The sequence below is a fragment of the Mycobacterium sp. genome, assembly GCF_004298145.1.
Classification (GTDB): domain Bacteria; phylum Actinomycetota; class Actinomycetes; order Mycobacteriales; family Mycobacteriaceae; genus Mycobacterium.
Genome location: NZ_SCRH01000001.1, coordinates 1 through 22649, shown reverse-complemented (window position 1 = coordinate 22649; position 22649 = coordinate 1). Strand labels below are relative to the sequence as shown.

The following is a 22649-nucleotide window of genomic DNA, read 5'->3' as shown; positions in this document are numbered from 1 at the left end:
GACGACCATGCAGTATTTCGCCTTGTTGATCAGCAAGGAGCAGGACCGTACGCCCGACGACGCCGCCGCCGCGATGGCAGCATTCGAGGGCTTTCACGCCAAAGCCGGGCGGGCGATCAAAGCCGGTGACGCGCTGGCGCCCGCCGCGGCCGCCGTGGCCATCACCGGCGGTCCGGATGCGCCGATGGTGACCGACGGCCCCTTCGCGGAGGCCGCCGAGGTGGCTTGCGGCTATTACGTGTTCGAGGCCGAAAACCTCGATGAGGCGCTGGCGTTGGCACGCGACGTCCCGGTGGCCGCGTTCGGGGCGGTGGAGCTGTGGCCGGTGGTCCACGCCGTCGAGCCGTCCCGCGCGCTCACCGGCGACGACTGGCTCGCGCTGCTGCTCGAACCCGCCGAATCCGCCCACACACCGGGTACGCCGGAGTGGGAGGCCGTGGCGGCGAAGCACGTGGATCTGCACGCCGCCGCCGGCGATCACGTGATCGGCGGCGCCGCGCTGCACGACCGGTCCACGGCGACGACCGTGCGGGTGCGCGACGGCGAGGTCCTCATCACCGACGGGCCGTATGTGGAGGGCGCCGAAATCGCCACCGGGGTCTACCTGCTGAGCGCCGCGGATCGTGACGAGGCCGTCAAGATCGCATCGATGATCCCCGCCTCGACGGTGCACCTGCGCCAGCTGGCGGGAGTCTCCGGCCGGTAGGCAGATGGCCGACCTGGACGGCGTCTTCCGCCGGGAGTGGGGCCCGGCCGTGGCCGCGCTCGCGCGGTGGTCGGGTGACCTCACCGTCGCCGAGGACGCCGTCCAGGAGGCCTGCGCCGAAGCGCTGCGCACCTGGCCGCGCGATGGGGTGCCCGTCAATCCGGGCGGATGGCTGGTAACCGTCGGCCGCAATCGCGCCCGGGATCGCCTGCGCCGCGAATCGGTGCGCCCCGGAAAGGAATTGACGGCCGTGCTGGACGACATCAGGACACGCACCGAGCACACCGACCCGCATCCGGTTCCCGATGACGAGCTGCGGATGATGTTCACCTGCGCGCACCCGGCGCTGGACCGGCAATCACAATTGGCGTTGACGCTGCGGCTGGTGTCCGGCCTGACCGTCGGTGAAATCGCCCGCGCGCTCCTGCAGACCGAGACGGCGATCGGCCAGCGAATCACGCGCGCCAAGAACAAGGTTCGGCACGCCAACATCCCGCTGCGGGTCCCGCCCGCCGAGCTGCTGCCCGAGCGCATACCCCACGTGCTGGGTTGCGTCTATTCGGTGTTCACCGAGGGCTACTGGTCGACCGCGGGGCCCTCGGCCATCCGTGACGACCTGTGTGACGAAGGGATCCGGCTGGGCGGGGAGCTGTGCGCGCTGCTGCCCGATGAGCCGGAGGCGCACGCATTGTCCGCCCTTACGCTGCTCCATGATTCGCGACGCGCGACCCGGGTGGACGAGTCCGGGATGCCGGTGCCGCTCGAGGACCAGGACCGCCGCCGGTGGGACCGCGCACGCATCGTCCGCGGGCTGGACCGGTTGCGGCGGGCCCAGGGTTCGACGGGCGCTTATCTGCTCCAGGCGGTGATCGCCGCACTGCACGCGACGGCGCCGTCGTGGGAACAGACCGATTGGGTCGCCATCTGCACCGCCTATGACCGGCTGGTGGGGATCACCGGCTCCCCGGTGGTGGCCGCCAATCGCGCGCTGGCGATCGGGTTGCGCGACGGTCCGGACGCCGGCCTCGCCGCCTTGGACGACGTGGCAGGCGATCCGCGGCTCGACCGCTCCAATCTTGCGGTGATCGTGCGCGCCGACCTGCTCCGGCGCGCGGGCAGACCAGCCGAAGCGCTCACGTGGTACCGAACGGCCTTGACATCCAACGGATCTGACCCGGGCCGCGAGTTCCTGCGGCGGCGCATCGCCGAGTGCGGCGGCTAGGATGCCGAGCAGACACAAAAGCACCCGACACGCCGAGAAAGCGGGGCTTTTGCGTCTGCTCGCGAAAAATTACGCCTCGGAGAAGTTGCGGGTGACGGACGGGTCGACCGGAATGCCCGGGCCCGTCGTCGTCGAGACGGTGATCTTCTTCAGGTAGCGGCCCTTCGACGCGGACGGCTTGTGCCGCAGCACCTCGTCAAGCGCGGCGCCGTAGTTCTCGGCCAGGGCCGTCTCGTCGAAGGAGGCCTTGCCGATGACGAAGTGCAGGTTGGCCTGCTTGTCGATGCGGAAGTTGATCTTGCCGCCCTTGATGTCGGCCACGGCCTTGGCGACGTCGGGGGTCACGGTGCCGGTCTTGGGGTTCGGCATCAGGCCGCGCGGACCGAGCACCCGCGCGATGCGACCGACCTTGGCCATCTGGTCCGGGGTCGCGATCGCGGCGTCGAATTCCAGCCAGCCGCCCTGAATCTTCTCGATCAGGTCGTCGCTGCCGACGATGTCCGCACCGGCGGCCTGTGCCTGCTCGGCCTTGTCGCCGACGGCGAACACCGCGACGCGGGCGGTCTTACCGGTGCCGTGCGGCAGGTTGACCGTGCCGCGGACCATCTGGTCCGCCTTGCGCGGGTCGACGCCCAGCCGGATCGCCACCTCGACGGTCGCGTCCTGCTTGCTCGACGACGTTTCCTTGGCGAGCTTGGCCGCCTCCAGCGGGGAGTTGAGGTTGTTGCGGTCCACCTTCTCGGCGGCGGCGCGGTATGCCTTGCTGTTCTTGCTCATTGATTCATCCAATCTGGTGTTGGGTCGTGGTTCGCGGGCCGAAGCTGGCCCTCCCACTGTGGTCGGGTATTACTCGACGGTGATACCCATCGACCGGGCGGTGCCGGCGATGATCTTGGCGGCCGCGTCGATGTCGTTGGCATTCAGATCGGCCTTCTTGGTCTCGGCGATCTCCTTGACCTGATCCCAGCTGACCTTGGCGACCTTGGTCTTGTGCGGTTCGGCCGAGCCCTTGCCGACGCCGGCGGCCTTGAGCAACAGCTTGGCGGCGGGCGGGGTCTTGAGCGCGAAGGTGAAGCTGCGGTCCTCGTAGACCGTGATCTCGACAGGGATAACCTGGCCGCGCTGGTTCTCCGTGGCGGCGTTGTACGCCTTGCAGAACTCCATGATGTTGACGCCGTGCTGACCGAGCGCGGGCCCGACCGGCGGCGCCGGGTTGGCCTGCCCCGCCTGGATCTGAAGCTTGATCAGCCCGACGACTTTCTTCTTCGGGGCCATGAGATGTTGTTCGTTCCTTCCTGGTTTGTGCCCGGCGTATCCGCCGGTTTAGAGCTTGGAGACTTGGCTGAAGGTCAATTCGACCGGTGTTTCGCGGCCGAAGATCGACACCAGCACCTTGAGTTTTTGCTGCTCGCCGTTGACCTCGTTGATCGTGGCCGGCAACGTCGCGAAGGGCCCGTCCATGACCGTCACCGATTCGCCGACCTCGTAGTCGACCTCGATGGCCGGACGTTCCAGCCCGCCGGCCTCGGCGGCGGTGGCGGTGCTGGCCGCGCCCTTGGCGGCCTTCTTCGTCGCGCCGCGCGGCAGCAGGAACTTCACCACGTCGTCGAGCGTCAGGGCCGACGGGCGCGAGGTCGCCCCGACGAACCCGGTGACCCCGGGGGTGTTGCGCACCGCGGCCCACGAGTCGTCGGTCAACTCCATGCGCACCAGGATGTAGCCGGGCAGCACCTTGCGATTGACCTGCTTGCGCTGGCCGTTCTTGATCTCCGTGACCTCTTCGGTGGGCACCTCCACCTGGAAGATGTAGTCACCGACGTCAAGGTTCTGCACACGCGTTTCGAGGTTGGCTTTGACCTTGTTCTCGTATCCCGCGTAGGAGTGGATCACATACCAGTCGCCGGGCTTGCTGCGCAGTTCCGCCTTGAGCGTGGCGGCCGGGTCTGCCTCTTCGTCCGGCTCCTCGTGCGCCTCGGCAGCGTCGTCCGCAGTCGCCTCGGCGGCCTCGGAGGTCGCCGTGCCGTCAGAAGCCTCGGAAGCTTCAGCAGCCTCGGTGGCGTCGGCGGTCTCTTTCAGGTCGACCGCTTCACCCGCTGACGGGTCACCGTCGAAGGTAGTCACGGTGTGAGTCCTCTCTGTCACTTTAAAAGCGGCGTCACTCGCTCAGCCGAACACCAACAGCACCAGCTTGGTCAGGCCGAAATCCGCCAGGCCGACCAGCGCCACCATGAAGGCCAGGAAGGCCAGCACAACGGAGGTGTACGTGAGCATCTGCTTGCGGTTGGGCCAGATGACCTTCCGCATCTCTGCAACGACCTGCTTGAGGTAGTTGTAGACGAACACGAACGGATTGGCCCGGTGGTCCCCGGATTTCTTCGGCTTGGCGGCCTTCTTGGCTTTGGCGCCCTTCTTGGCCTTCTCCTTGCCGAAGATCTCGATCTCGTCCGACGACTCGGCGTCCTCGCCGGCGCCGGCGGCTTTCTGCCGGGACCGCTTACCGGTGGGGCGTTGTGGCCGCGTCACCACCGCCGTCCGACCGCCGCCGGCGCGGCCGTCATCTGTCTCAGCGCCGTCGCCGGCGGCGTCGTTGGCAACATCGCCTTCGTCGCTCACCGCACGCTCCTTTGATTGCTCGTACCCGAGAGCCGTCCCCTCGGTGGCGGCACATTCTTCCAGTGTCCACCATGGCACACCTCAGCGGTCGCCCGTGTCCTCCTCAGGCCATCCCGGCCCGCATCGTCAACGGACGTTCGTCTTCAGCAGGGGCGACAGGACTTGAACCTGCAACCTGCGGTTTTGGAGACCGCTGCTCTGCCAGTTGAGCTACGCCCCTTCGCGGTTGGCAGGCCAACCTGCGCTTACCTACCCGGGCTTACATGACACGCGCGCCTTCCGATTGCTCGACTCACGGAAAGCGCGCTAGTGCTGGGAAAACCCCGACGACCGAGTGTACATCGGTGCGGGAGTCAGATACTAATTACGCCGTCCTCACGACCTGGCCGGACTCTGCGTCCCACCGCAGGTTTGCGGACCCGTCGGTGTACTGGCTCATCAACGTGGTGTAGGCCTCCATGACGACCTCGCCGGCTTCGTCGGTACAGATGTTCTTGGTGACGACAATGTCGGCGCCGAAACGCTCGGCCACCGATTGGACCTCCATCCGGGCCCACAGCTTGTCGCCGGCCTTGATCGGCCTGGAGAATACGAACCGCTGGTCGACCTGGACGATCACCATGGTCTCCATGCCGATGTCGACATGCCGGAAGAAATCGAGCTGGACCAGCTTGGCGAAGATCGTCCCAAAGGTCAGCGGCGCCAGGATCGCGCTGTGGCCGAGCTCCGTGGCCGCGTCTTCCTCGAAATACGCCGGATGGTCGTTCTTGATGGATTGCGCAAACGCGCGGAGTTGCTCACGACCGACCACGAAATAGTCCGCGTAGCGCCAGATCATTCCCCTGATGTCTGTTTTGAGCGCCATCAGCTATGCCAGGGTTGCGGACGCGATCGCCCTGCCGAAGATCTTCTTGCCGCCGGTGGTGGCAGTGAGCGCGATGGTCACGGACTTGGTCTCGGGATCGGCGGATTTCACCCGGCCGCTGAAGATCAGCTCGGCGCCCTTGCCGTCGTTGGGCACCGGTACCACGGCGGTGAACCGCACGTTGTACTCGGTGACCGCCCCGGGATCACCGATCCACGAAGTGACATAACCGCCGCCAATGCCCATGGTCAGCATGCCGTGCGCGATCGCGGTATCCAGGCCGACGACCTTGGCGATCTCGTCGTCCCAGTGGATCGGGTTCAAGTCACCGGAAACGCCCGCGTAATTCACCAGATCCTGGCGGGTCAACGGGTAGGTCTTCTCCGGAAGCTGGTCGCCCACCTTCACGGAGCTGAACTCACGCAGTGGCATCAGTAAACCCCTCTTCTCCCTCATCGCCGGCACGGCCCGCCAGGGTCGTGTAGGTCTCTTGCACGACGTCACCGGCTTCATTGGTGATGACATTCTTCGTGACGATGATCTGGGTGCCGTGCGACACGCGCACCGAGTCCACATAAACGTCGCAGTAGAGCCTGTCACCGGCCACCAGCGGCGCGAAAAATTTCAGCACCTGGTCGACCTGAACGACCTGCGCGTCCTGGACGGCGACCTTGGCGTACTTGAAGAACGCCATCTGCGCCGTGTAGCCGAACACGCAAACAAACGTCAGCGGGGCCAGCAAACCCTTGTAGCCGAGGTCGGCGGCCGCCTTCTCCTCGAAAAACGCCGGGGTGTCGTTTTGCACGGCGACCGCGTATTCGCGGATCTTCTCCCGCTCCACCTCGTAATGATCGGGATAGCGGTAGTGCATCCCGACGATGCTTTCGGTTAACGGCACGGTTCGTAAACTACCTAATCAATCGGAATAAGCGCTGGCGGGTCGCCGCTAGCGCGTCTCCCGATGCGCCTGGTGCTTACCGCAGTTGGGGCAGAACTTCTTCAGCTCCAGTCGGTCCGGGTCGTTCCGGCGGTTTTTCTTGGTGATGTAGTTGCGGTGCTTGCACACCTCGCATGCCAAGGTGATCTTCGGCCGTACGTCGGTACTGGACGCCATGACGGTTCTCTCTCGATTCTTGAAAAAAATCTGTGCTGTTCTGTTGTAGCGATGGCCGGACTCGAACCGGCGACCTAACGATTATGAGTCGTTCGCTCTAACCGACTGAGCTACATCGCCTCTGGCCACCCCTTTTGGGGTCGGGGCCGCCACGCTGCTCGGCGTCCGCCGAGCCCCCTAACGGAATCGAACCGTTGACCTTTTCCTTACCATGGAAACGCTCTACCGACTGAGCTAAGGGGGCCGTTCACCCGAAGCGATCAGTCGCGCGGGCCTAAAAGAGGGTACAACCTGGCTCGCAGCGGCACCAAACCACGAGTACCGATGGGCGGTGGCACGCCGCGGTCGCCCGAAACGCCGGGCTCATTCGGCCCTCGACGAGGCCGGCGCGCAGCTCACCCGCTCCCGCCGGTACGGCGAGGTTGCCACGCGTCGAGGTCGCTGAACTCGTCGTACTCGTCGTCCTCTTCGATGGAATCGTCTTCATGAAGCAGGGTGCGCAACGCGAGATTGACGGCCTCACGTGTGTCGGCGAGATGGAAGCGCCGGATCGCCTCATCGACCAGATCGAGGTCGACCTCGATTTCGACCTTCTTCCTCATGCGCCAACAATACCCACCGCGGCCCGCCCTGATCCGGGTCCTAATCTGGTGACGTGTCACAAGACCGGCTGTACTTTCGTCAACTGCTCTCCGGTCGCGACTTCGCCGCCGACGACATGGTCGCGACCCAGATGCGCAACTTCGCCTACCTGATCGGCGACCGGCAAACCGGGGACTGCGTGGTCGTCGACCCGGCATATGCCGCCGGTGATCTCATCGACACCCTCGAGGCCGACGGCATGCGTCTGTCCGGGGTGCTGGTGACCCACCACCACCCCGACCATGTGGGCGGATCGATGATGGGCTTCTCGCTGCAGGGCCTGGCGGAACTGCTGGAACGGGCGTCGGTGCCGGTGCACGTCAATACCCATGAGGCGCTGTGGGTTTCGCGAGTCACCGGGATCGGTCTGGGCGACCTGACCGCACACGAGAACCATGACAAGGTCAGCATCGGCGATATCGAGATCGAGTTGCTGCATACCCCCGGCCACACCCCGGGCAGCCAGTGTTTTCTGCTCGACGGCCGCCTGGTCGCCGGTGACACGTTGTTCTTGGAGGGCTGCGGGCGCACCGACTTCCCCGGCGGCGACTCCGACGAGATGTACCGCAGCCTGCAGCGGCTCGCGACCCTTCCCGGTGACCCGATGGTGTTTCCGGGGCATTGGTATTCGGCTGAACCGAGTGCCTCGCTGTCGGACGTCAAGCGTTCCAACTATGTGTATCGGGCCGCGGACCTTGACCAATGGCGGATGCTGATGGGCGGCTGAGCGTCGCGGTGATCACTCGATGGTGACCCTTCGGCGCCCGGCCCTGTGATATAAGCGGGGGGTGGATTCCATGGGTTGGATCCAGGACAGCTGGCATGAGGTCACGCACGTCGGGTCCAGCACCTGGATTGCGTGGGCGGCGTGGGCGGCGATCGCCCTCGCCGTCGTCACGCTGGTCTTCACCAACAGCCAGATCACCCGCAATCGCCGCGCGGCGGCGGAGCAAACCCGCCCGCACGTCGGGGTGTTCATGGAACCGCATCCCGCCGACTGGCACGTGATCGAACTGGTGGTCCGCAACTTCGGTCAGACCGCGGCCTACGACATCGAGTTCTCGTTCGTCAATCCGCCGACGGTGGCCGAATACGAAAGCGCCGCCGACGGCTACGCCGACGTCGTCGAATTGCGGCTGCCCCGCGAGTTGCCGGTGCTCGCACCCGGTCAGGAATGGCGGATGGTGTGGGATTCCGCGCTCGACCGCGCCGAAATCGGCAGTGGTATCGAATCGCGCTTCACCGGCACCGTCAGCTACTACGACCGGCCCGATCGGCCGCGCGGCCTGCGGTTCTGGCAGCGCGAACGCTCTCCGCTGCGCACCGAGGTGGTGCTGGACTGGGATGCGCTGCCTCCCGTCCAGCGCATCGAGTTGATGACCACCCATGACCTGGCGAAGCGGGAAAAGGAGAAGCTGGAGCTGCTGCGCGGCCTGCTGACCTATTTCCACTACGCCAGCAAGGAGACCCGGCCCGAGGTCTTCCGCAGCGAGATCGAGCGGATCAACGCGGCGGTCCGAGAAACCCAAGACAGATGGCGCACCCGCCAAATCGACGAACCCACCGATGTCAGCCTGCGCTGGAGTAACGCCGAAGGCGATTTGGGCAAACACCACGGCCAGCCCGCGTGACGGCAAGGAGCAAGCCATGACCGCCCCGGTCCACTACAGCACCAAGGACTCCGTCGCCGTCATCAGGATGGACGACGGCAAGGTCAATGCGCTGGGTCCGACCATGCAGCGGGCCCTGGGCGACGCGATCGACCAGGCCGATCGGGACGACGCCGGGGCGCTGGTGATCACCGGCAATGAGCGGGTGTTCAGCGGGGGCTTCGACCTGAAGGTCCTCACCTCCGGTGAGGTGCAGCCCGCGATCGACATGCTGCGAGGCGGGTTCGAGCTGGCGTACCGCCTGCTGTCTTATCCGAGGCCGGTGGTGATGGCGTGCACCGGCCATGCGATCGCGATGGGGGCGTTCCTGTTGTCGTCGGGCGATCACCGGGTGGCCGCTCACGCCTACAACATCCAGGCCAATGAGGTCGCGATCGGCATGGTCATCCCCTACGCGGCGTGCGAGATCATGAAGCTGCGGCTGACGCCGTCGGGATACCAGCAGGCCGCCGGGCTGGCCAAAACGTTCTTCGGTGAAACCGCCCTTGCCGCGGGCTTTATCGATGAGATCGTGCTGCCCGAGATGGTTATCGACCGCGCCGAGGAAGCCGCAATCGAATTCGCCGGCCTCAATCGGGGCGCCCACGCCGCCACCAAGCTGCGCGCCCGCGCCGACGCCCTGGCGGCCATCCGAGCCGGCATCGACGGGATCGAAGCCGAATTCGGGATGTAGGCCGCGCGGCGGATCCGCCTGAGGTGGTTTCGGGGGCCGCCGCCGGGGAAGTCCTCGCCAACGCGATGCTCAAAGAGTTTTCACCGCAGGTGCTGATGAACTGAAACGGCGAACGCGGTGGCCGCATAAAGCCGCCACCGCGTTCACTTCGCCTCCTCGCCGCCAGTCTGACACGTACACGCCGGCCCGTCACTTCACCCGCCGGGACACGGCTTACCGGAACCGGTCCAGATAAGCCGGCCAATCCCACGTCGACAGGAAGGCCTGCGCCGCCGCATAGCCGCTCTCATAGAGCTCTTCGAGCCGGCCCCTGGAGGTGGCGAAGTCGAGCACGCCGACATCGGTCGATTCGACCGCGATGGCGCGCGCCGCAACCCACGGCTGGCTGAGATGGGTCTGGTCGTGGCCGGCCAGCATGGTGGTGAGCAGGCTTTCCAGCAATGCCGTCTGCTCGAAGAAGCGCAACGGTTTCAGGGCCGGCATCACCGCACCCAGGCCCTCGGTCAGCCTCGGCAGGACCGTGATCCCGAAGGTGGGCCAGGCCGGCGCCCTGCCGTCGCGCCGGTCGAAGGTGTCGACGGGGAAATTCGACAGCACACCGCCGTCGACGAGGGTGGACGTCGTGCCGTCGGCGCCGGTCAGCTTGACCGGGCGATAAAAGAAGGGAATCGCCATCGAGGCGCGCACCGCGTCGGCCACCGGCTGCTCATCGGGGTCCAGACCGTAGAGCCGCCGATAGTCCCACGGGAACCGCACCAGCTGGGCCGCGGTCACGTCGGCAACGGTGACCACCAGCCTGTCCCGCCGCCCTTCGACCAGGTCGTCCTCGTCGAGGTGCAGATCGCCGAAGGAGGTGACCCCGAAGTTCCTCAACTCGCTGCGAATCCAGTCGTGGGCGACGTCGCCGCGGTACATGCTCGTCTCGGTCACCAGCCCCCAGGCCGCACCGAGATAGGGGACGGGTCGGGCGTCGCGCCACTTATGGAGCGGGACCGAGAAGGCGAGCTCTTTGACCTGCGCGCCGGTCAGCTGGGACCCGATGGATCCGGCCGCCAGGATCGCCGCGACCACCGAGCCGGCCGAGACCCCCGACACCCTCTTGATCGAATACCCGGCATCCATCAGCGCGACGATGGCGCCCACCAGACCGATGAACTTCACGCCCCCGCCGGACAGCACGAGGTCAACGGGTTTCGGCTCGTGCGTGTTGGACACCATCCGCTACTCCGACGAAACCCATTGATAGGGAAGGAATTTCCCGTCGAAGGTGACCACGACGCGGTCGCCGGACGGGTGCGGCTTCTTCTGTAGGTCGACGCTGAAGTTAATGGCGCTCATGATTCCGTCGCCGAACTGTTCGGCGATCAGCTCCTTGAGGGCGCCGCCGTACACCTGCAGGGCCTCGTAGAAGCGGTAGACGGTCGGGTCGGTCGGCACCGCGCTGGGCAGGCCGCCTCGCATGGGGGCCGCGGCCAGCACCGGCACCGCGGACTGGTCGAGGCCGAGCATCTCGGCCAGGACCTTGGCCTGCTCGACCGGAATCGGATGCTGTCCGAGCAACGCGGCGGTGGTCCACACCACCGGTGCGCCGATGGCGTCGGCCAGCTGTTGCCACGTCAGCCCCTTGGCCAGGCGCGCGACGACGATCTGTTCGGTGAGTTCGTTTCTCGTCATGCGTATCAGCATTGCACCGCCCGCGCGCGAGCCCACGCCTCAGCCCGGTTTGGTCGCGGTGACCAGCCGCGTGGAGAACCAGGGGCCGCCGTACCACATGCGCCAACCGAGGTTGCGCCGTCGCACGCTGCGCCAGCCCAGTTCGCGCAGCCGCGCGGCGTGCTGACGCGTCTCCCAGAGGTCGGCGATCGCCAGCCGGCCACCCGGTCGCAGCACGCGTACGGCCTCGTCGAGCGCCTGCCGCCGGCCGGTGTGGCCGCCGATGTTGTGGATGGCCAGGTTGCTCACGATCACGTCGACGCTCTCGTCGGCCAGCGGCAGCGCGGTCATGTCGGCGGTGTGCACCTCGACGCGGTCGGCGACGCCTTCGGCCACCGCGTTCGCCAGCGTGGCCTGCTGCGAGTTGTCCGTCTGGTCCGCCTGCCACAGGTCCACACCGATCGCGCGGCCCCGCGGCAACCGTTTGGCCGCGGCCAGCAGCACCGCACCGCGCCCACACCCGAGGTCGAGCACCGTTTCGTCGCCCGTGAGCCGCAGGTCGCGCAGAACCCGTTCCCACACAACGAATTTCCCGGTCCGCGTCGCATACATGTACAGGAGCGTGTTGGCCGCGATCCCGGCGCTGGACACCGCGGCCAGCGCCGCCCTGAGCCGCTTGCCGCGCGCCCAGCTGATGCCCGCCCACACGGCCAGGGCGGCGGCCTGAGCGCCGATGCCTATCGCCTGGGTTCGTGCGGAGACTTTGTGGAAAGACCCGTCGATTCCGTAATCGCCCTGGTGGTCATGCACGCCCGCCAGCTTACGGCTCGACAAGTCGCCGAAGGTTTTTCACGCGTTCTCACCAGCGGCCGCGGTGTACTTCCCGGCAGCTGTTTTCCCGAGTTCTGACGAGGCTCGCCCGCAGGGCCGGCGACGTTTGCTTTTTGCGATATCGGGAAGCCCTGGTGAACCAACCGTGCGACCCGCTCGTGAACAGCTGAATGGCCCCGAGTCAGAAAGGCGGGTGCCCGCCGTGGCAGAGAACCTGACGCCGCACTTCGAGGAGGTGCAGGCCCACTACGACCTGTCGGACGACTTCTTCCGGCTGTTCCTCGATCCCACCATGACCTATAGCTGCGCGTATTGGGACCGCAACCGGGACATACCGCTGGAAGAGGCGCAGCTGCGCAAGATGGACCTGTCGCTGGGCAAGCTGGGTCTGCGGCCCGGGATGACGCTGCTGGATGTCGGCTGCGGCTGGGGCGCCACCATGCGCCGCGCGATCGAAAACTACGACGTCAACGTCATCGGATTGACCCTGTCGAGACACCAGGCCGAACACGTCCAGCAGCTCCTCGACGCGCTGGACACCGAACGCAGCAGGAGGGTACTGCTGCACGGCTGGGAAGAGTTCGACGAAACCGCGGACCGGATCGTCTCCATCGGCGCGTTCGAGCATTTCGGGTATGACCGCTACGACGACTTCTTCGCGATGGCCTATCGCACCCTGCCCGACGACGGGGTGATGCTGCTGCACAGCATCACCATGCTGACCCCGCAGCAGATCGTCGAACATGGCCTGGAACTGTCCGACGAACAGACGAGCTTCAACGAATTCATCGCCACCGAGATCTTCCCGGGCGGCCAGTTGCCGGCGATCGAGATGGTGGAGTTCCACGCCTCCAAGATGGGTTTCAACCTGAAACGCAGGCAGTCGCTGCAGCTGCATTATGCCCGCACGCTCGACTGCTGGGCCGAGGCATTGCGGGCGCACCACGACGAGGCCATCGCGATTCAGTCCGAAGTGGTCTACCGGCGCTACATGCGATACCTGACCGGCTGCGCCAACGCATTCCGCGCCGGATACATCGACGTCAACCAGTTCACGCTGACGAAGTAGGCCCCGCCGGGCGCTGGGGGTTTATCGTGACAGCGCAATGCCGCTTCATCTGCACCGCGCCGAGCGCACCGATCTGTTGGCCGACGGTCTCGGCGCTCTGCTGGCCGACCCGCCGGCCGACCCGTTCGCCACCGAGCTCGTCGTGGTCCCCGCGCGCGGCGTGGAGCGCTGGCTGAGCCAACGGCTGTCGCATGTGCTCGGTCGCGCCCGCGGCGGCGACGGGGTGTGCGCCGGGGTTTCATTCCGCAGTCCCGGCTCGCTGATCGCCGAAATCACCGGCACCGCCGACGACGATCCGTGGTCGCCGGACGCCATGGCCTGGCCATTGCTGGAGGCGATCGACTGCTCGCTGGATAAACCGTGGTGCCGCACGCTGGCCATGCATGTCGGTCACTTCCACACCGGCGCGGAAGCCGAGCTGCGCCGGGGCCGGCGCTACGAGGTGGCGCGGCGGCTGGCCGGGCTGTTCGCCTCCTACGCCCGCCAGCGCCCGCAGCTGCTGATCGACTGGGGCAACGGCCACCCGGGCGATCTCGACGAGGACCTGCGCTGGCAGCCGGAGCTGTGGCGGGCGCTGGTGTCGCGAGTGGCGGCCGATCCGCCGCACGTTCGCCACGGCAAGACCCTCGCGCGGCTGTCCGAAGCGCCCAGCGACCTGCCCGCTCGGCTGTCGCTGTTCGGGCACACCCGGTTGGCCTGTACCGATTCCGAACTGCTGGCCGCAGTGGCCATCCACCACGAGCTGCATTTGTGGCTGCCGCACCCCAGCGACCGACTGTGGCGCGCGCTGGCCGGTACGCACGGGGCGATCCCCCGCCGGGAGGACACCAGCCATCGGGACGTGGGTCATCCCTTGCTCGCCACCCTGGGACGGGATCTGCGCGAACTACAACGCAGCCTGCCGGCGGACCCGCAGACCGACGAGTACCTGGCCGGCGATGCGCGCCCGGACACGCTGCTCGGCTGGGTGCAGTCCGATATCGCCGACAACGCCGTTCGGCCGCGGGGGCGTTCGCTGGCCGCCGAGGACCGATCGGTGCAGATCCACAACTGCCACGGCGCGGCCCGCCAGGTCGACGTGCTGCGCGAGGTGCTGCTCGGCCTGTTGGCCGACGACCCGACGCTCGAGCCGCGCGACATCCTGGTGATGTGCCCGGACATCGAAACCTACGCGCCGCTGATCGTGGCGGACTTCGGCCTCGGCGACGTGGTGCACGGCGCGCATCCGGCCCACCAGCTTCGGGTGCGGCTGGCGGACCGGTCACTGATTCAGACCAACCCGCTACTGCAGGTGGCCTCCCAACTGCTGGCGCTGGCCGGCGGCAGGGTAACGGCCAGCGAGGTGCTCAACCTGGCCCAGGCGGCGCCGGTGCGCGCCCGGTTCGGCTTCACCGATGACGATCTGGAGGCCATCACCCGCTGGGTGCGGCAGGCGAACATCCGGTGGGGATTCGACCAGGAGCATCGGCGGCCCTACCACGTCGACTTCGTGCACAACACATGGCGTTTCGGTATCGACCGGATATTGGCCGGGGTCGCGATGTCCGACGACTCGAACGCGTGGATCGACGCGACGCTGCCGCTCGACGATGTCAGCAGTAACCGTGTCCAATTGGCCGGCCAGTTCGCCGAATTCGTCGCCCGGCTGCAACACGTGGTCGACTCGCTCACCGGCACAAGGACGTTGGCCGAGTGGCTGGCCACCCTCGACGAGGGCATCACGCTGCTGACGCGGGTGCACGATTCCGACGGATGGCAGGCCGGTCAGGTGCAGCGCGAATTCGCCGCGGCCCTGCGGCACGCCGGGTCGCGGGGCGACACCGTGCTGCGGCTGCCCGACATCCGCGCGCTGCTCACCCGGCGCCTCGCCGGACGCCCGACGCGGGCGAACTTCCGCACCGGCACCCTGACCGTATGCACCATGGTGCCGATGCGCTCGGTCCCCCACCGGGTGGTGTGCCTGGTCGGCCTGGACGACGGACTGTTCCCGCGTCTCGGCGTCGTCGACGGCGACGACGTGCTGGCCCGGCGCCCGATGACCGGGGAACGCGACATCCGTTCCGAGGACCGGCAATTACTGCTCGACGCGATCGGTGCCGCCACCGAGAAGCTGGTGATCACCTACACCGGCGCCAACGAGCACTCGGGGCAGCCACGACCGCCCGCGGTGCCGCTGGCCGAATTCCTGGACACCCTCGACATGACCACGACGACGAAGGTTCGCCACCGCATCGTCGTCGAACATCCGTTGCAGCCCTTCGACATCCGAAACGTCATCCCGGGTGAACTGGTGCCGGAGGTGCCGTTCAGTTTCGACCCCACGGTGCTGCGCGCGGCGCGCGCGGCCACCGGCGAACACACCGAACAACCGGGGTTCATTGCCGCGCCGCTGCCGCCGCCGACGGCCGGCGACGTCAACCTGGCCGACCTCGTCGGCTTCTTCAAAGACCCGGTGAAGGGCTTCTTCCGCGCCCTGGAATTCACGCTGCCGTACGACGTCGACGGCGTCCAAGATGCCATGCCGGTCGACATCAACGGCCTCGAAGAGTGGACGGTCGGCGACCGGATGCTGGGCGACATCCTGCGGGGGATGAGCCCCGATGACGCGCGGCAGGCCGAGTGGCGCCGCGGCACGCTGCCTCCGGGCCAGCTCGGATGGCGCAAGGTCACCGAGATTCGCGACCAGGCCGCGACGTTGGCGCTCGAGGCGCTCCGCCATCGGCACAGCCACCGGCTCGGCGCCGCCGCATACGACGTCGACATCGACCTGGGTAGCGGGCGGCGACTCACCGGCACGGTGTCCCCGGTCTACGGCGATGCCCTGGTATCGGTGACCTATTCCAGGCTGGACGGCAAGCACCTGCTCGAGTCGTGGATTCCGTTGCTGGCGTTGGCCGCTCACGATCCCCGCCACGACTGGTCGGCGGTGTGTCTCGGCCGTATGCGCAGGGGAACCAGCATCCGGGTGGAGGGCCTGGGGCCGCCGGGCGGCGATCCGGTCGAGGTGCTCCGCGAGCTGGTGACGATCTACGATGCGGGACGACGGGAGCCAATTCCGTTGCCCATCAAGACGTCCTATGCCTGGGCGGCCGCGCGGTACGGCGGCGACGACCCGGCGGCCGAGGCGCGGCGCCGATGGAAATCCAGCGACCGGTACCCCGGTGAGGACCAGGCGCCCGCGCACGTGCGGGCGTGGGGCCGCGGCGCACCGCTGGACGACCTGATGCAGCCGGTGCGGCCGGGCGAGGAGTGCGACGGCGAAGACAACCGGCTCGGCGCCTACGCGGGGCGACTCTGGCTGCCGATGCTGCGCGCCGAGCGGAAGCCGGTCTGATGGAGCGCTTCGATCTTGTGGGCGCGCTGCCGGCCGAGCGCTCCACCACCGTGCTGGAGGCCAGCGCGGGCACCGGCAAGACGTTCGCGTTGGCCGCCCTGGTGACCCGGTATCTCGCCGACGGCGCGGCGAGCCTGGATCAGATGCTGCTCATCACGTTCGGCCGCGCCGCCAGCCAAGAGCTACGGGAGCGTGTCCGCTGCCAAATCGTCGATGCCGTAAGCGCTTTCGCCGATCCGTCGACGGTCGGCGACAACCAGTTGGTGGAGTACCTGCTGGACGGCACCGACGATCAGCGCGCGGCGCGTTACCAGCGTCTTCGCGACGCGCTGGCCGGCTTCGACGCGGCGACGATCGCCACCACCCATCAGTTCTGCCAGCTGGTGCTGCGCTCGCTCGGTGTGGCCGGCGACACCGCCGCGAGCGTGACCTTGCTCGACAGCCTCGACGACCTGGTGACCGAGATCGTCGACGATCTGTACCTGGCCCACTTCGGACAGGAGCGCGACGAACCGGCGCTGCACTATCGCGAAGCGTTGCGGCTGGCACGCGAGGTGGTCAACAACCCGTCGACCCAGCTGCGGCCGCAGGATCCAGATCCCGATTCGCGGGCCGCGGTCAGTCTCAGGTTCGCCAATGATGTTCTGGCCGAGCTGGATACCCGCAAGCGCCGACTCGGCGTCCTGGGCTACGACGATCTGCTCACCCGACTGGCCGACGCGCTGGCCACCGACGACTCCCCCGCCCGGCTGCGCATGTATCAACGCTGGCCGATCGTGATGGTCGACGAGTTCCAGGACACCGACCCGGTGCAATGGCGGGTGATCGACCGCGCGTTCAGCGGGCGCTCCACCGTGATTCTCATCGGCGACCCCAAGCAGGCGATCTATGCGTTTCGCGGCGGTGACATCGTGACCTACCTGCGGGCTGCCGAGACGGCGGGCCGGCGCAAGACGCTGGACACCAACTGGCGCAGCGACTCCGCACTGCTGCAGCGGCTGCAGGTGGTGCTGCGCGGTGCCCAGCTCGGTGACCCCGCGATCGTGGTGAACGACGTCGACGCGCAGCACCGGGGCCATCGGCTCGCCGGCGCACCGCGCAACGATCCGTTCCGGCTGCGCGTAGTGTCGCGAAAGACACTGGGGCGTCGCGGTATTCAGAACATACCCATCGACGAGCTGCGAGAACACATCGGCGCCGATCTCGCCGCCGACATCCGCGCATTGCTGGCCCGCGGTGCCACGTTCGGCGATAGACCGCTGCAGGCCCGCGACATCGCCGTCATCGTGGAAAGGCACCGCGACGCGCACGCCTGCTTCAAGGCGCTCTGCGACGCGGGCGTTCCCGCCGTCTACACCGGGAACACCGACGTGTTCACCTCCGAGGCCGCCGGGGACTGGCTGTGCCTGCTGGAGGCCTTCGATCAGCCGCACCGGCCCGGGATGGTGCGCGCGGCCGCGGCGACGATGTTCTTCGGCGAGACCGCCCAAACGCTGGCGGCCGGCGGCGACACGCTCACGGACCGGATCGCGAAAACCCTGCGGGAGTGGGCCGGTCATGCGCGCGAGCGCGGTGTCGCGGCTATTTTCGAAGCCGCCCAACTGCTGGGGATGCGGGATCGCGTGCTCGGCTGGCAGGGCGGCGAGCGGCACATGACCGACCTGGCGCATGTCACCCAGCTGCTGGGTGAGGTGGCGCACCGCGAGCACTACACCCTGCCGGCGCTGCGCGACTGGCTGCGCCGGCAACGCGACGAGCGCACCGGCGCACCCGAACGCAACCGCCGGCTCGACAGCGACGCCGCCGCCGTCCAGATCATGACCGTCTTCGTCAGCAAGGGCCTGCAATACCCGATCGTGTATCTGCCGTTCGCGTTCAACCGCAACACCCAGGACAGCGACGTGGTGCTGTTCCACGACGAGGACGGTGCGCGTTGCCTGCACATCGGCGGCAAGGACAGCCCCGACTTCAAAGCCGTTGAGCGGCTGGGCCGTAAAGAGGACGCCAGCGACGACAGCCGGCTGACCTACGTCGCGTTGACCAGGGCGCAGGCCCAGGTGGTCGCCTGGTGGTCACCGGCGTACTACGAACCCAACGGCGGCCTGTCGCGGCTGCTGCGCGGCCGCCGGCCCGGCGAGCCGGTCGTTCCGGATCGCTGTGAACCCGCGAAGATCTCCGACGACGACGCCCTGGCCCGGTTCCGCGAGTGGGAGGCCGCCGGCGGGCCGGTCATCGAGGACTCGGTGGTGGCGCCGGCCCCCGCGCTGCCACCCGCCCCGATGCCCCCGAACCTGGGGAGCCGCCACTTCCACCGCGGCATCGATACCGCTTGGCGGCGCACCTCCTACTCCGGCCTGATCCGGGGCGCCCACGCCAGCGGGGTGAGCAGCGAACCCGAATCCGCCGAACTCGACGACGAGGTCGGCGATATCCCGCTGACCTCCCCGGTGGCCGGGCCGGACGTGCCCTCGCCGATGGCGGACCTTCCGGCGGGCGCCACCTTCGGCACCCTGGTGCACGCCGTGCTGGAGACGGCCGACCCGTTCGCCGCGGACCTGGTCGCCGAGCTGGCGGCGCATGTCCGGGAGCACGCGGCGTGGTGGCCGGTCGCCGCGGCCCCCGAGGAGCTGGCCGCGGCGATGGTGCCGATGCACGACACACCGCTGGGCCCGTTGGCGGGCGGGCTGACGCTGCGCCAGATCGGGCTGTCGGATCGATTGCGCGAACTGGACTTTGAGCTGCCGCTGGCCGGTGGCGATCGGCGTTCGGCGGCGCCCGAGGTCCGCTTGGCGGATCTGGCGCCGCTGCTGCGCGAGCACCTCCCGGCCGACGATCCGCTGGCATCGTATGCCGACCGGCTGATGGACCAGGCTCTGGGTGCTCAGTCGTTGCGCGGATACCTTTCCGGCTCGATCGACGCCGTGCTACGCATTCCCAACGCCTCGGGGCACCGCTTCGTGGTGGTGGATTACAAGACCAACCGGCTCGGGGATCCGGAGCGACCGCTCACGGCCGCCGACTATGACCGGCCACGGATGGCGGAGGCGATGTTGCACTCGGACTATCCGCTGCAGGCGCTGCTGTATAGCGCGGTGTTGCATCGGTTCCTGCGTTGGCGATTACCGGATTACGACCCGGGCCGGCATCTCGGTGGCGTTCTTTACCTGTTCGTGCGGGGTATGTGCGGCGCGGCTACCCCGGTGCTCGACGGACATCCGTCGGGCGTCTCCAGTTGGCAGCCGCCGCCGTCGTTGATCGCGGCCCTGTCGGATCTGCTCGATGCCCAACGGGTGCCCGCATGACGGTGGAGGCAGTGCTGTCCGCAGCGGGATTGCTGCGCACGTTCGGCGATGCCGGCGTCTTCGAGGCCGCGGATATTCATGTGGCACAACGGCTTACCGCGCTCACCGGTGAATCCGACGAACGGGTGGCGCTGGCGGTCGCCCTGGTGGTGCGCTCGCTGCGGGGCGGTTCGGTCTGCGTCGATCTCCGCGCGGCGCCGGCACAGATCGGCGACCCCGACCTGCCCTGGCCCGGCACCGACGACTGGATGGCGGCGGTGCGGGCCAGCGCCTTGCTGGGGCCGCCACCGGTGCTGCGGTTCTTCGGCGATCTGCTGTACTTCGACCGCTACTGGCTCGAGGAAGAGCAGGTGTGCACCGACCTGCTGGCCCTGTCGGCGGCCCCGGTCACCGTCGAACCATCCAGCTACGAAAGGCTTTTCGAGGCCAGTTACGAAGAGCAGCGGGCGGCCGCCGAAATCGCGGTCTCGCAGCCGGTGACCGTGCTGACCGGCGGGCCCGGCACCGGCAAGACCACCACGATCGCGCGACTGCTCGCCCTGCTGGTCGAGCAGGCAGAGCGGGCCGGTGTGCCACCGCCGAGGATTGCGCTGGCCGCGCCGACCGGCAAGGCGGCGGCGCGGCTGGCCGAGGCGGTGGCCGCGGGAGCGGAGGAACTCGGCGCGGCCGACAGGGCGCGGCTGAGCGGCCTGCCGGGGACCACGCTGCACCGGCTGCTGGGGCCCCGGCCGGATACGTCGGTGCGGTTCAAGCACAATCGCGCCAATCGGCTGCCGCACGACATCATTGTGGTCGACGAGACGTCGATGGTGTCGTTGACGATGATGGCGCGCCTCCTCGAAGCGATCCGGCCGGATTCCCGGCTGATTCTGGTCGGCGATCCGGACCAGTTGGCCTCGGTGGAGGCGGGCGCCGTGCTGGCCGATCTGGTGGATGGGCTGGCCGCCCGGGACGACGTGCGGGTCGCCGCCCTGCGCACGCCGCACCGATTCGGCACGTCGATCGGCGCGCTGGCCGAAGCGATCCGGGCCGGCGACGCGGACCGGGTCGTCGGGTTGCTGGCCACCGGCGGTGAGCATGTCGAGTGGGTGGATTCCGGGCGCCCGGCCGACCGGCTGCGCGACGTGCTGGTTGCGCACGCGCTGCGGCTGCGCTCGGCGGCGCTGCTGGGTGCGGCGCACGAGGCGTTGGCCACGCTGGACGAACACCGGCTGTTGTGCGCGCACCGCGAGGGGCCGTACGGAGCGACGCATTGGAACACGCTGGTGCAGAAGTGGATTGCCGAAGCGACCGGCCAGCCGGCCTGGTCACAGTGGTACGCCGGGCGTCCACTGCTGGTGACGGCGAACGACTACGGGCTGCGGCTCTACAACGGCGACACCGGCGTGACGGTGGCCGGCGCGGACGGACTGCGGGCCGTCATCGCCGGCGCCACCGGGCCGCTGGACTTCGCGACCAGCCGCCTCGGCGAGGTGGAGACGATGCATGCCATGACCATCCACAAGAGTCAGGGCAGCCAGGCCGACGAGGTGACCGTGTTGATACCGCCGGAGGATTCGCGACTGCTGACGCGGGAACTGTTCTACACGGCCGTGACCCGGGCGAAGACCAGGGTGCGGGTGGTGGGGCCCGAGGCCTCGGTGCGCGCGGCGATCGAGCGGCGGGCGATGCGGGCCACCGGACTGCGGCAGCGGTTGCGCGCCGGTGCCGCAACGACGTGACGGCCGCCATGGACGACAACGAGAATCTCGCCCCGCCATCGCAACCCGTATCGCGGCGGGGCCCCCTCGTGCGGCTCGCGGTATTCACCGCCTTTTTGGGGGTGGTCTTCTACCTGGTGGCCATCGCGCACGTCATCGACATCGCGGAGATCCGGCGGGTGGTCTCGGCCACCGGGCCGGCCGCACCGCTGACCTACGTCGTGGTCTCGGCGGCGGCCGGGGCGCTGTTCGTGCCGGGGTCGATCCTGGCCGCGGGCAGTGGGTTGTTGTTCGGTCCGTTGCTCGGCGTGTTCGTCACGCTGGGCGCGACGGTGGGCACCGCGATCGTCGCGAGTTCCGTCGGCCGCCGGGCCGGCCGCGACAGCGCCCGGGCGCTGCTGGGCGCGGAGCGGGCCGACCGCATCGACGCCCTGATCGGGCGCCGGGGCCTGTGGGCGGTCGTCGGGCAGCGGTTCGTCCCCGGAATCTCGGATGCGCTGGCCTCGTACGCGTTCGGGGCCTTCGGAGTTCCGTTGTGGCAGATGGCCGTTGGCGCGTTCATCGGTTCGGCTCCCCGGGCTTTCGCCTACACCGCGCTGGGCGCCTCGATCGGCAACCGGTCATCGCCGTTGGCCTACGCGGCCATAGCGGTGTGCTGCGTGAGCGCCATCGTCGGCGCGTTCGCCGCGCATCGTGGATACCGAAAATGGCGTGTGCACGGCCGCGAGGGCAACGGTTCGCCTGAGTCGGATTCCGCCGCCCGCTAGCGAACCTTGGTGGCTAACGGCGTCGAAAGCGCCGTCTGCCAATGTCAACCGGGTTCATCGTCAGGCACGGTCCAGGTGCGCGGCGGGGATGTGCGCACGGAATTCTTCAGCGGGGTTCGGGTGGCCCGGTGTTGTCGGTGGTGGTTGTGATGATGGCGTTATGTCGTCGATCGCATCGCCTGGCGCGGCGGTGAGCTGTGCCGATCGTCTTGAGGTGTTGTTTGAGGAGTTGGCGGAGTTGTGTGGTCAGCGCAATGCGATTGATGGGCGCCTCGTGGAGATCGTGGCCGAGATCGATCGCGACCAGTTGTGCGGGGTCACCGGGGCGCGGTCGGTGCCGGCGTTGGTGGCCTGGAAGACGGGCTGCTCACCGGGAAATGCGCATACGATCGCCGCGATCGCGGGCCGGCTGGGCGAGTTTCCCCGCTGTGTCCAGGGGATGCGGGAGGGCCGGCTGTCGGTCGATCAGGTTGGGGTGATCGCGGCGC

The 22649-nt window shown here is 68.0% G+C and carries 22 protein-coding genes, 3 tRNA genes and 1 pseudogene; 11 read left to right on the top strand and 15 right to left on the bottom strand.

What is annotated here, in order from left to right; all coding sequences use genetic code 11:
• Window positions 1-7 precede the first annotated feature (7 nt).
• Window positions 8-706: a YciI family protein gene (locus tag EPN51_RS00130; protein WP_293034690.1), complete on the top strand. Its 699-nt coding sequence runs from the start codon at window positions 8-10 to the stop codon at window positions 704-706.
• A 4-nt stretch (window positions 707-710) separates the two neighbouring features.
• The gene (locus EPN51_RS00125) at window positions 711-1928 is read left to right on the top strand and encodes a sigma-70 family RNA polymerase sigma factor (RefSeq protein WP_293034688.1); all 1218 of its coding nucleotides are present in this window, start codon (window positions 711-713) and stop codon (window positions 1926-1928) included.
• Between the two features lie 69 nt (window positions 1929-1997).
• On the opposite strand, the gene rplA is transcribed toward EPN51_RS00125, so the two are convergent.
• From rplA to EPN51_RS00065, 12 genes are all read right to left on the bottom strand, one after another.
• Window positions 1998-2705 (bottom strand): 50S ribosomal protein L1, encoded by a 708-nt coding sequence (gene rplA / locus EPN51_RS00120; RefSeq protein ID WP_293034686.1) that lies wholly within the window; start codon window positions 2703-2705, stop codon window positions 1998-2000.
• 69 nt (window positions 2706-2774) lie between these two features.
• The gene (gene rplK, locus EPN51_RS00115; RefSeq protein ID WP_007767860.1) at window positions 2775-3203 is read right to left on the bottom strand and encodes a 50S ribosomal protein L11; all 429 of its coding nucleotides are present in this window, start codon (window positions 3201-3203) and stop codon (window positions 2775-2777) included.
• A 48-nt stretch (window positions 3204-3251) separates the two neighbouring features.
• On the bottom strand, window positions 3252-4049 hold the full coding sequence (nusG, locus tag EPN51_RS00110) for a transcription termination/antitermination protein NusG (RefSeq protein ID WP_293034683.1): 798 nt from the start codon (window positions 4047-4049) through the stop codon (window positions 3252-3254).
• A 42-nt stretch (window positions 4050-4091) separates the two neighbouring features.
• Window positions 4092-4541: a preprotein translocase subunit SecE gene (gene secE / locus EPN51_RS00105; RefSeq protein WP_293034681.1), complete on the bottom strand. Its 450-nt coding sequence runs from the start codon at window positions 4539-4541 to the stop codon at window positions 4092-4094.
• A gap of 147 nt (window positions 4542-4688) precedes the next feature.
• Window positions 4689-4761 (bottom strand) — tRNA-Trp (locus EPN51_RS00100).
• Window positions 4762-4905: 144 nt separating this feature from the next.
• Complete coding sequence (hadC, locus tag EPN51_RS00095) at window positions 4906-5406, bottom strand: (3R)-hydroxyacyl-ACP dehydratase subunit HadC (RefSeq protein WP_293034679.1); 501 nt, start codon at window positions 5404-5406, stop codon at window positions 4906-4908.
• 3 nt (window positions 5407-5409) lie between these two features.
• Window positions 5410-5838 (bottom strand): (3R)-hydroxyacyl-ACP dehydratase subunit HadB, encoded by a 429-nt coding sequence (gene hadB / locus EPN51_RS00090; protein WP_293034677.1) that lies wholly within the window; start codon window positions 5836-5838, stop codon window positions 5410-5412.
• A complete protein-coding gene (gene hadA / locus EPN51_RS00085; protein ID WP_293034675.1) occupies window positions 5825-6304 on the bottom strand; it encodes a (3R)-hydroxyacyl-ACP dehydratase subunit HadA in 480 nt (159 codons plus the stop codon). The genes hadB and hadA overlap by 14 nt, the downstream gene beginning before the upstream one ends.
• 48 nt (window positions 6305-6352) lie before the next feature.
• The gene (gene rpmG / locus EPN51_RS00080) at window positions 6353-6520 is read right to left on the bottom strand and encodes a 50S ribosomal protein L33 (protein ID WP_003898538.1); all 168 of its coding nucleotides are present in this window, start codon (window positions 6518-6520) and stop codon (window positions 6353-6355) included.
• A gap of 46 nt (window positions 6521-6566) precedes the next feature.
• Window positions 6567-6640 (bottom strand) — tRNA-Met (locus EPN51_RS00075).
• Window positions 6641-6691: 51 nt separating this feature from the next.
• Window positions 6692-6764, bottom strand: a tRNA-Thr gene (locus EPN51_RS00070).
• A 151-nt stretch (window positions 6765-6915) separates the two neighbouring features.
• A complete protein-coding gene (locus EPN51_RS00065; RefSeq protein ID WP_293034673.1) occupies window positions 6916-7122 on the bottom strand; it encodes a type II toxin-antitoxin system VapB family antitoxin in 207 nt (68 codons plus the stop codon).
• A gap of 53 nt (window positions 7123-7175) precedes the next feature.
• On the opposite strand from EPN51_RS00065, the gene EPN51_RS00060 reads away from it, so the two are divergent.
• The 3 genes and pseudogenes from EPN51_RS00060 to EPN51_RS00050 all read left to right on the top strand — a co-directional run bounded on the left by EPN51_RS00060 (window position 7176) and on the right by EPN51_RS00050 (window position 9505).
• Window positions 7176-7889, top strand: a complete 714-nt coding sequence (locus EPN51_RS00060; protein WP_293034671.1) for an MBL fold metallo-hydrolase — start codon at window positions 7176-7178, stop codon at window positions 7887-7889.
• 70 nt (window positions 7890-7959) lie between these two features.
• Window positions 7960-8813, top strand: a pseudogene (locus EPN51_RS00055) (hypothetical protein).
• Window positions 8810-9505: a crotonase/enoyl-CoA hydratase family protein gene (locus EPN51_RS00050; RefSeq protein ID WP_293034669.1), complete on the top strand. Its 696-nt coding sequence runs from the start codon at window positions 8810-8812 to the stop codon at window positions 9503-9505. The pseudogene EPN51_RS00055 and the gene EPN51_RS00050 overlap by 4 nt, the downstream one beginning before the upstream one ends.
• Before the next feature lie 213 nt (window positions 9506-9718).
• Here EPN51_RS00050 and EPN51_RS00045 read toward each other — a convergent pair whose 3' ends face one another.
• Genes EPN51_RS00045 through EPN51_RS00035 form a run of 3 tightly spaced genes read right to left on the bottom strand, consistent with a single transcriptional unit; the run spans window position 9719 to window position 11968 of the window.
• Window positions 9719-10723, bottom strand: a complete 1005-nt coding sequence (locus EPN51_RS00045; RefSeq protein WP_293034667.1) for a patatin-like phospholipase family protein — start codon at window positions 10721-10723, stop codon at window positions 9719-9721.
• A gap of 3 nt (window positions 10724-10726) precedes the next feature.
• Window positions 10727-11191, bottom strand: a complete 465-nt coding sequence (cynS, locus tag EPN51_RS00040; RefSeq protein WP_293034665.1) for a cyanase — start codon at window positions 11189-11191, stop codon at window positions 10727-10729.
• A gap of 27 nt (window positions 11192-11218) precedes the next feature.
• On the bottom strand, window positions 11219-11968 hold the full coding sequence (locus tag EPN51_RS00035) for a class I SAM-dependent methyltransferase (protein WP_293034663.1): 750 nt from the start codon (window positions 11966-11968) through the stop codon (window positions 11219-11221).
• A gap of 223 nt (window positions 11969-12191) precedes the next feature.
• Between EPN51_RS00035 and EPN51_RS00030 the strand changes: the two genes are divergently transcribed.
• The 6 genes from EPN51_RS00030 to EPN51_RS00005 all read left to right on the top strand — a co-directional run.
• On the top strand, window positions 12192-13058 hold the full coding sequence (locus EPN51_RS00030; protein ID WP_293034661.1) for a cyclopropane mycolic acid synthase family methyltransferase: 867 nt from the start codon (window positions 12192-12194) through the stop codon (window positions 13056-13058).
• A gap of 37 nt (window positions 13059-13095) precedes the next feature.
• A complete protein-coding gene (recC, locus tag EPN51_RS00025; protein ID WP_293034660.1) occupies window positions 13096-16392 on the top strand; it encodes an exodeoxyribonuclease V subunit gamma in 3297 nt (1098 codons plus the stop codon).
• A complete protein-coding gene (gene recB / locus EPN51_RS00020) occupies window positions 16392-19694 on the top strand; it encodes an exodeoxyribonuclease V subunit beta (RefSeq protein ID WP_293034659.1) in 3303 nt (1100 codons plus the stop codon). The genes recC and recB overlap by 1 nt, the downstream gene beginning before the upstream one ends.
• Entirely contained in the window at window positions 19691-21415 is a 1725-nt protein-coding gene (recD, locus tag EPN51_RS00015; protein WP_293034658.1) for an exodeoxyribonuclease V subunit alpha, read from the top strand. Before recB ends, recD begins: the two co-directional genes overlap by 4 nt.
• 8 nt (window positions 21416-21423) lie before the next feature.
• Complete coding sequence (locus EPN51_RS00010; RefSeq protein ID WP_293034837.1) at window positions 21424-22161, top strand: TVP38/TMEM64 family protein; 738 nt, start codon at window positions 21424-21426, stop codon at window positions 22159-22161.
• Window positions 22162-22321: 160 nt separating this feature from the next.
• Window positions 22322-22649, top strand: a 328-nt coding sequence (locus EPN51_RS00005; protein ID WP_293034657.1) for a DUF222 domain-containing protein, incomplete at its 3' end; no start/stop codon positions are given.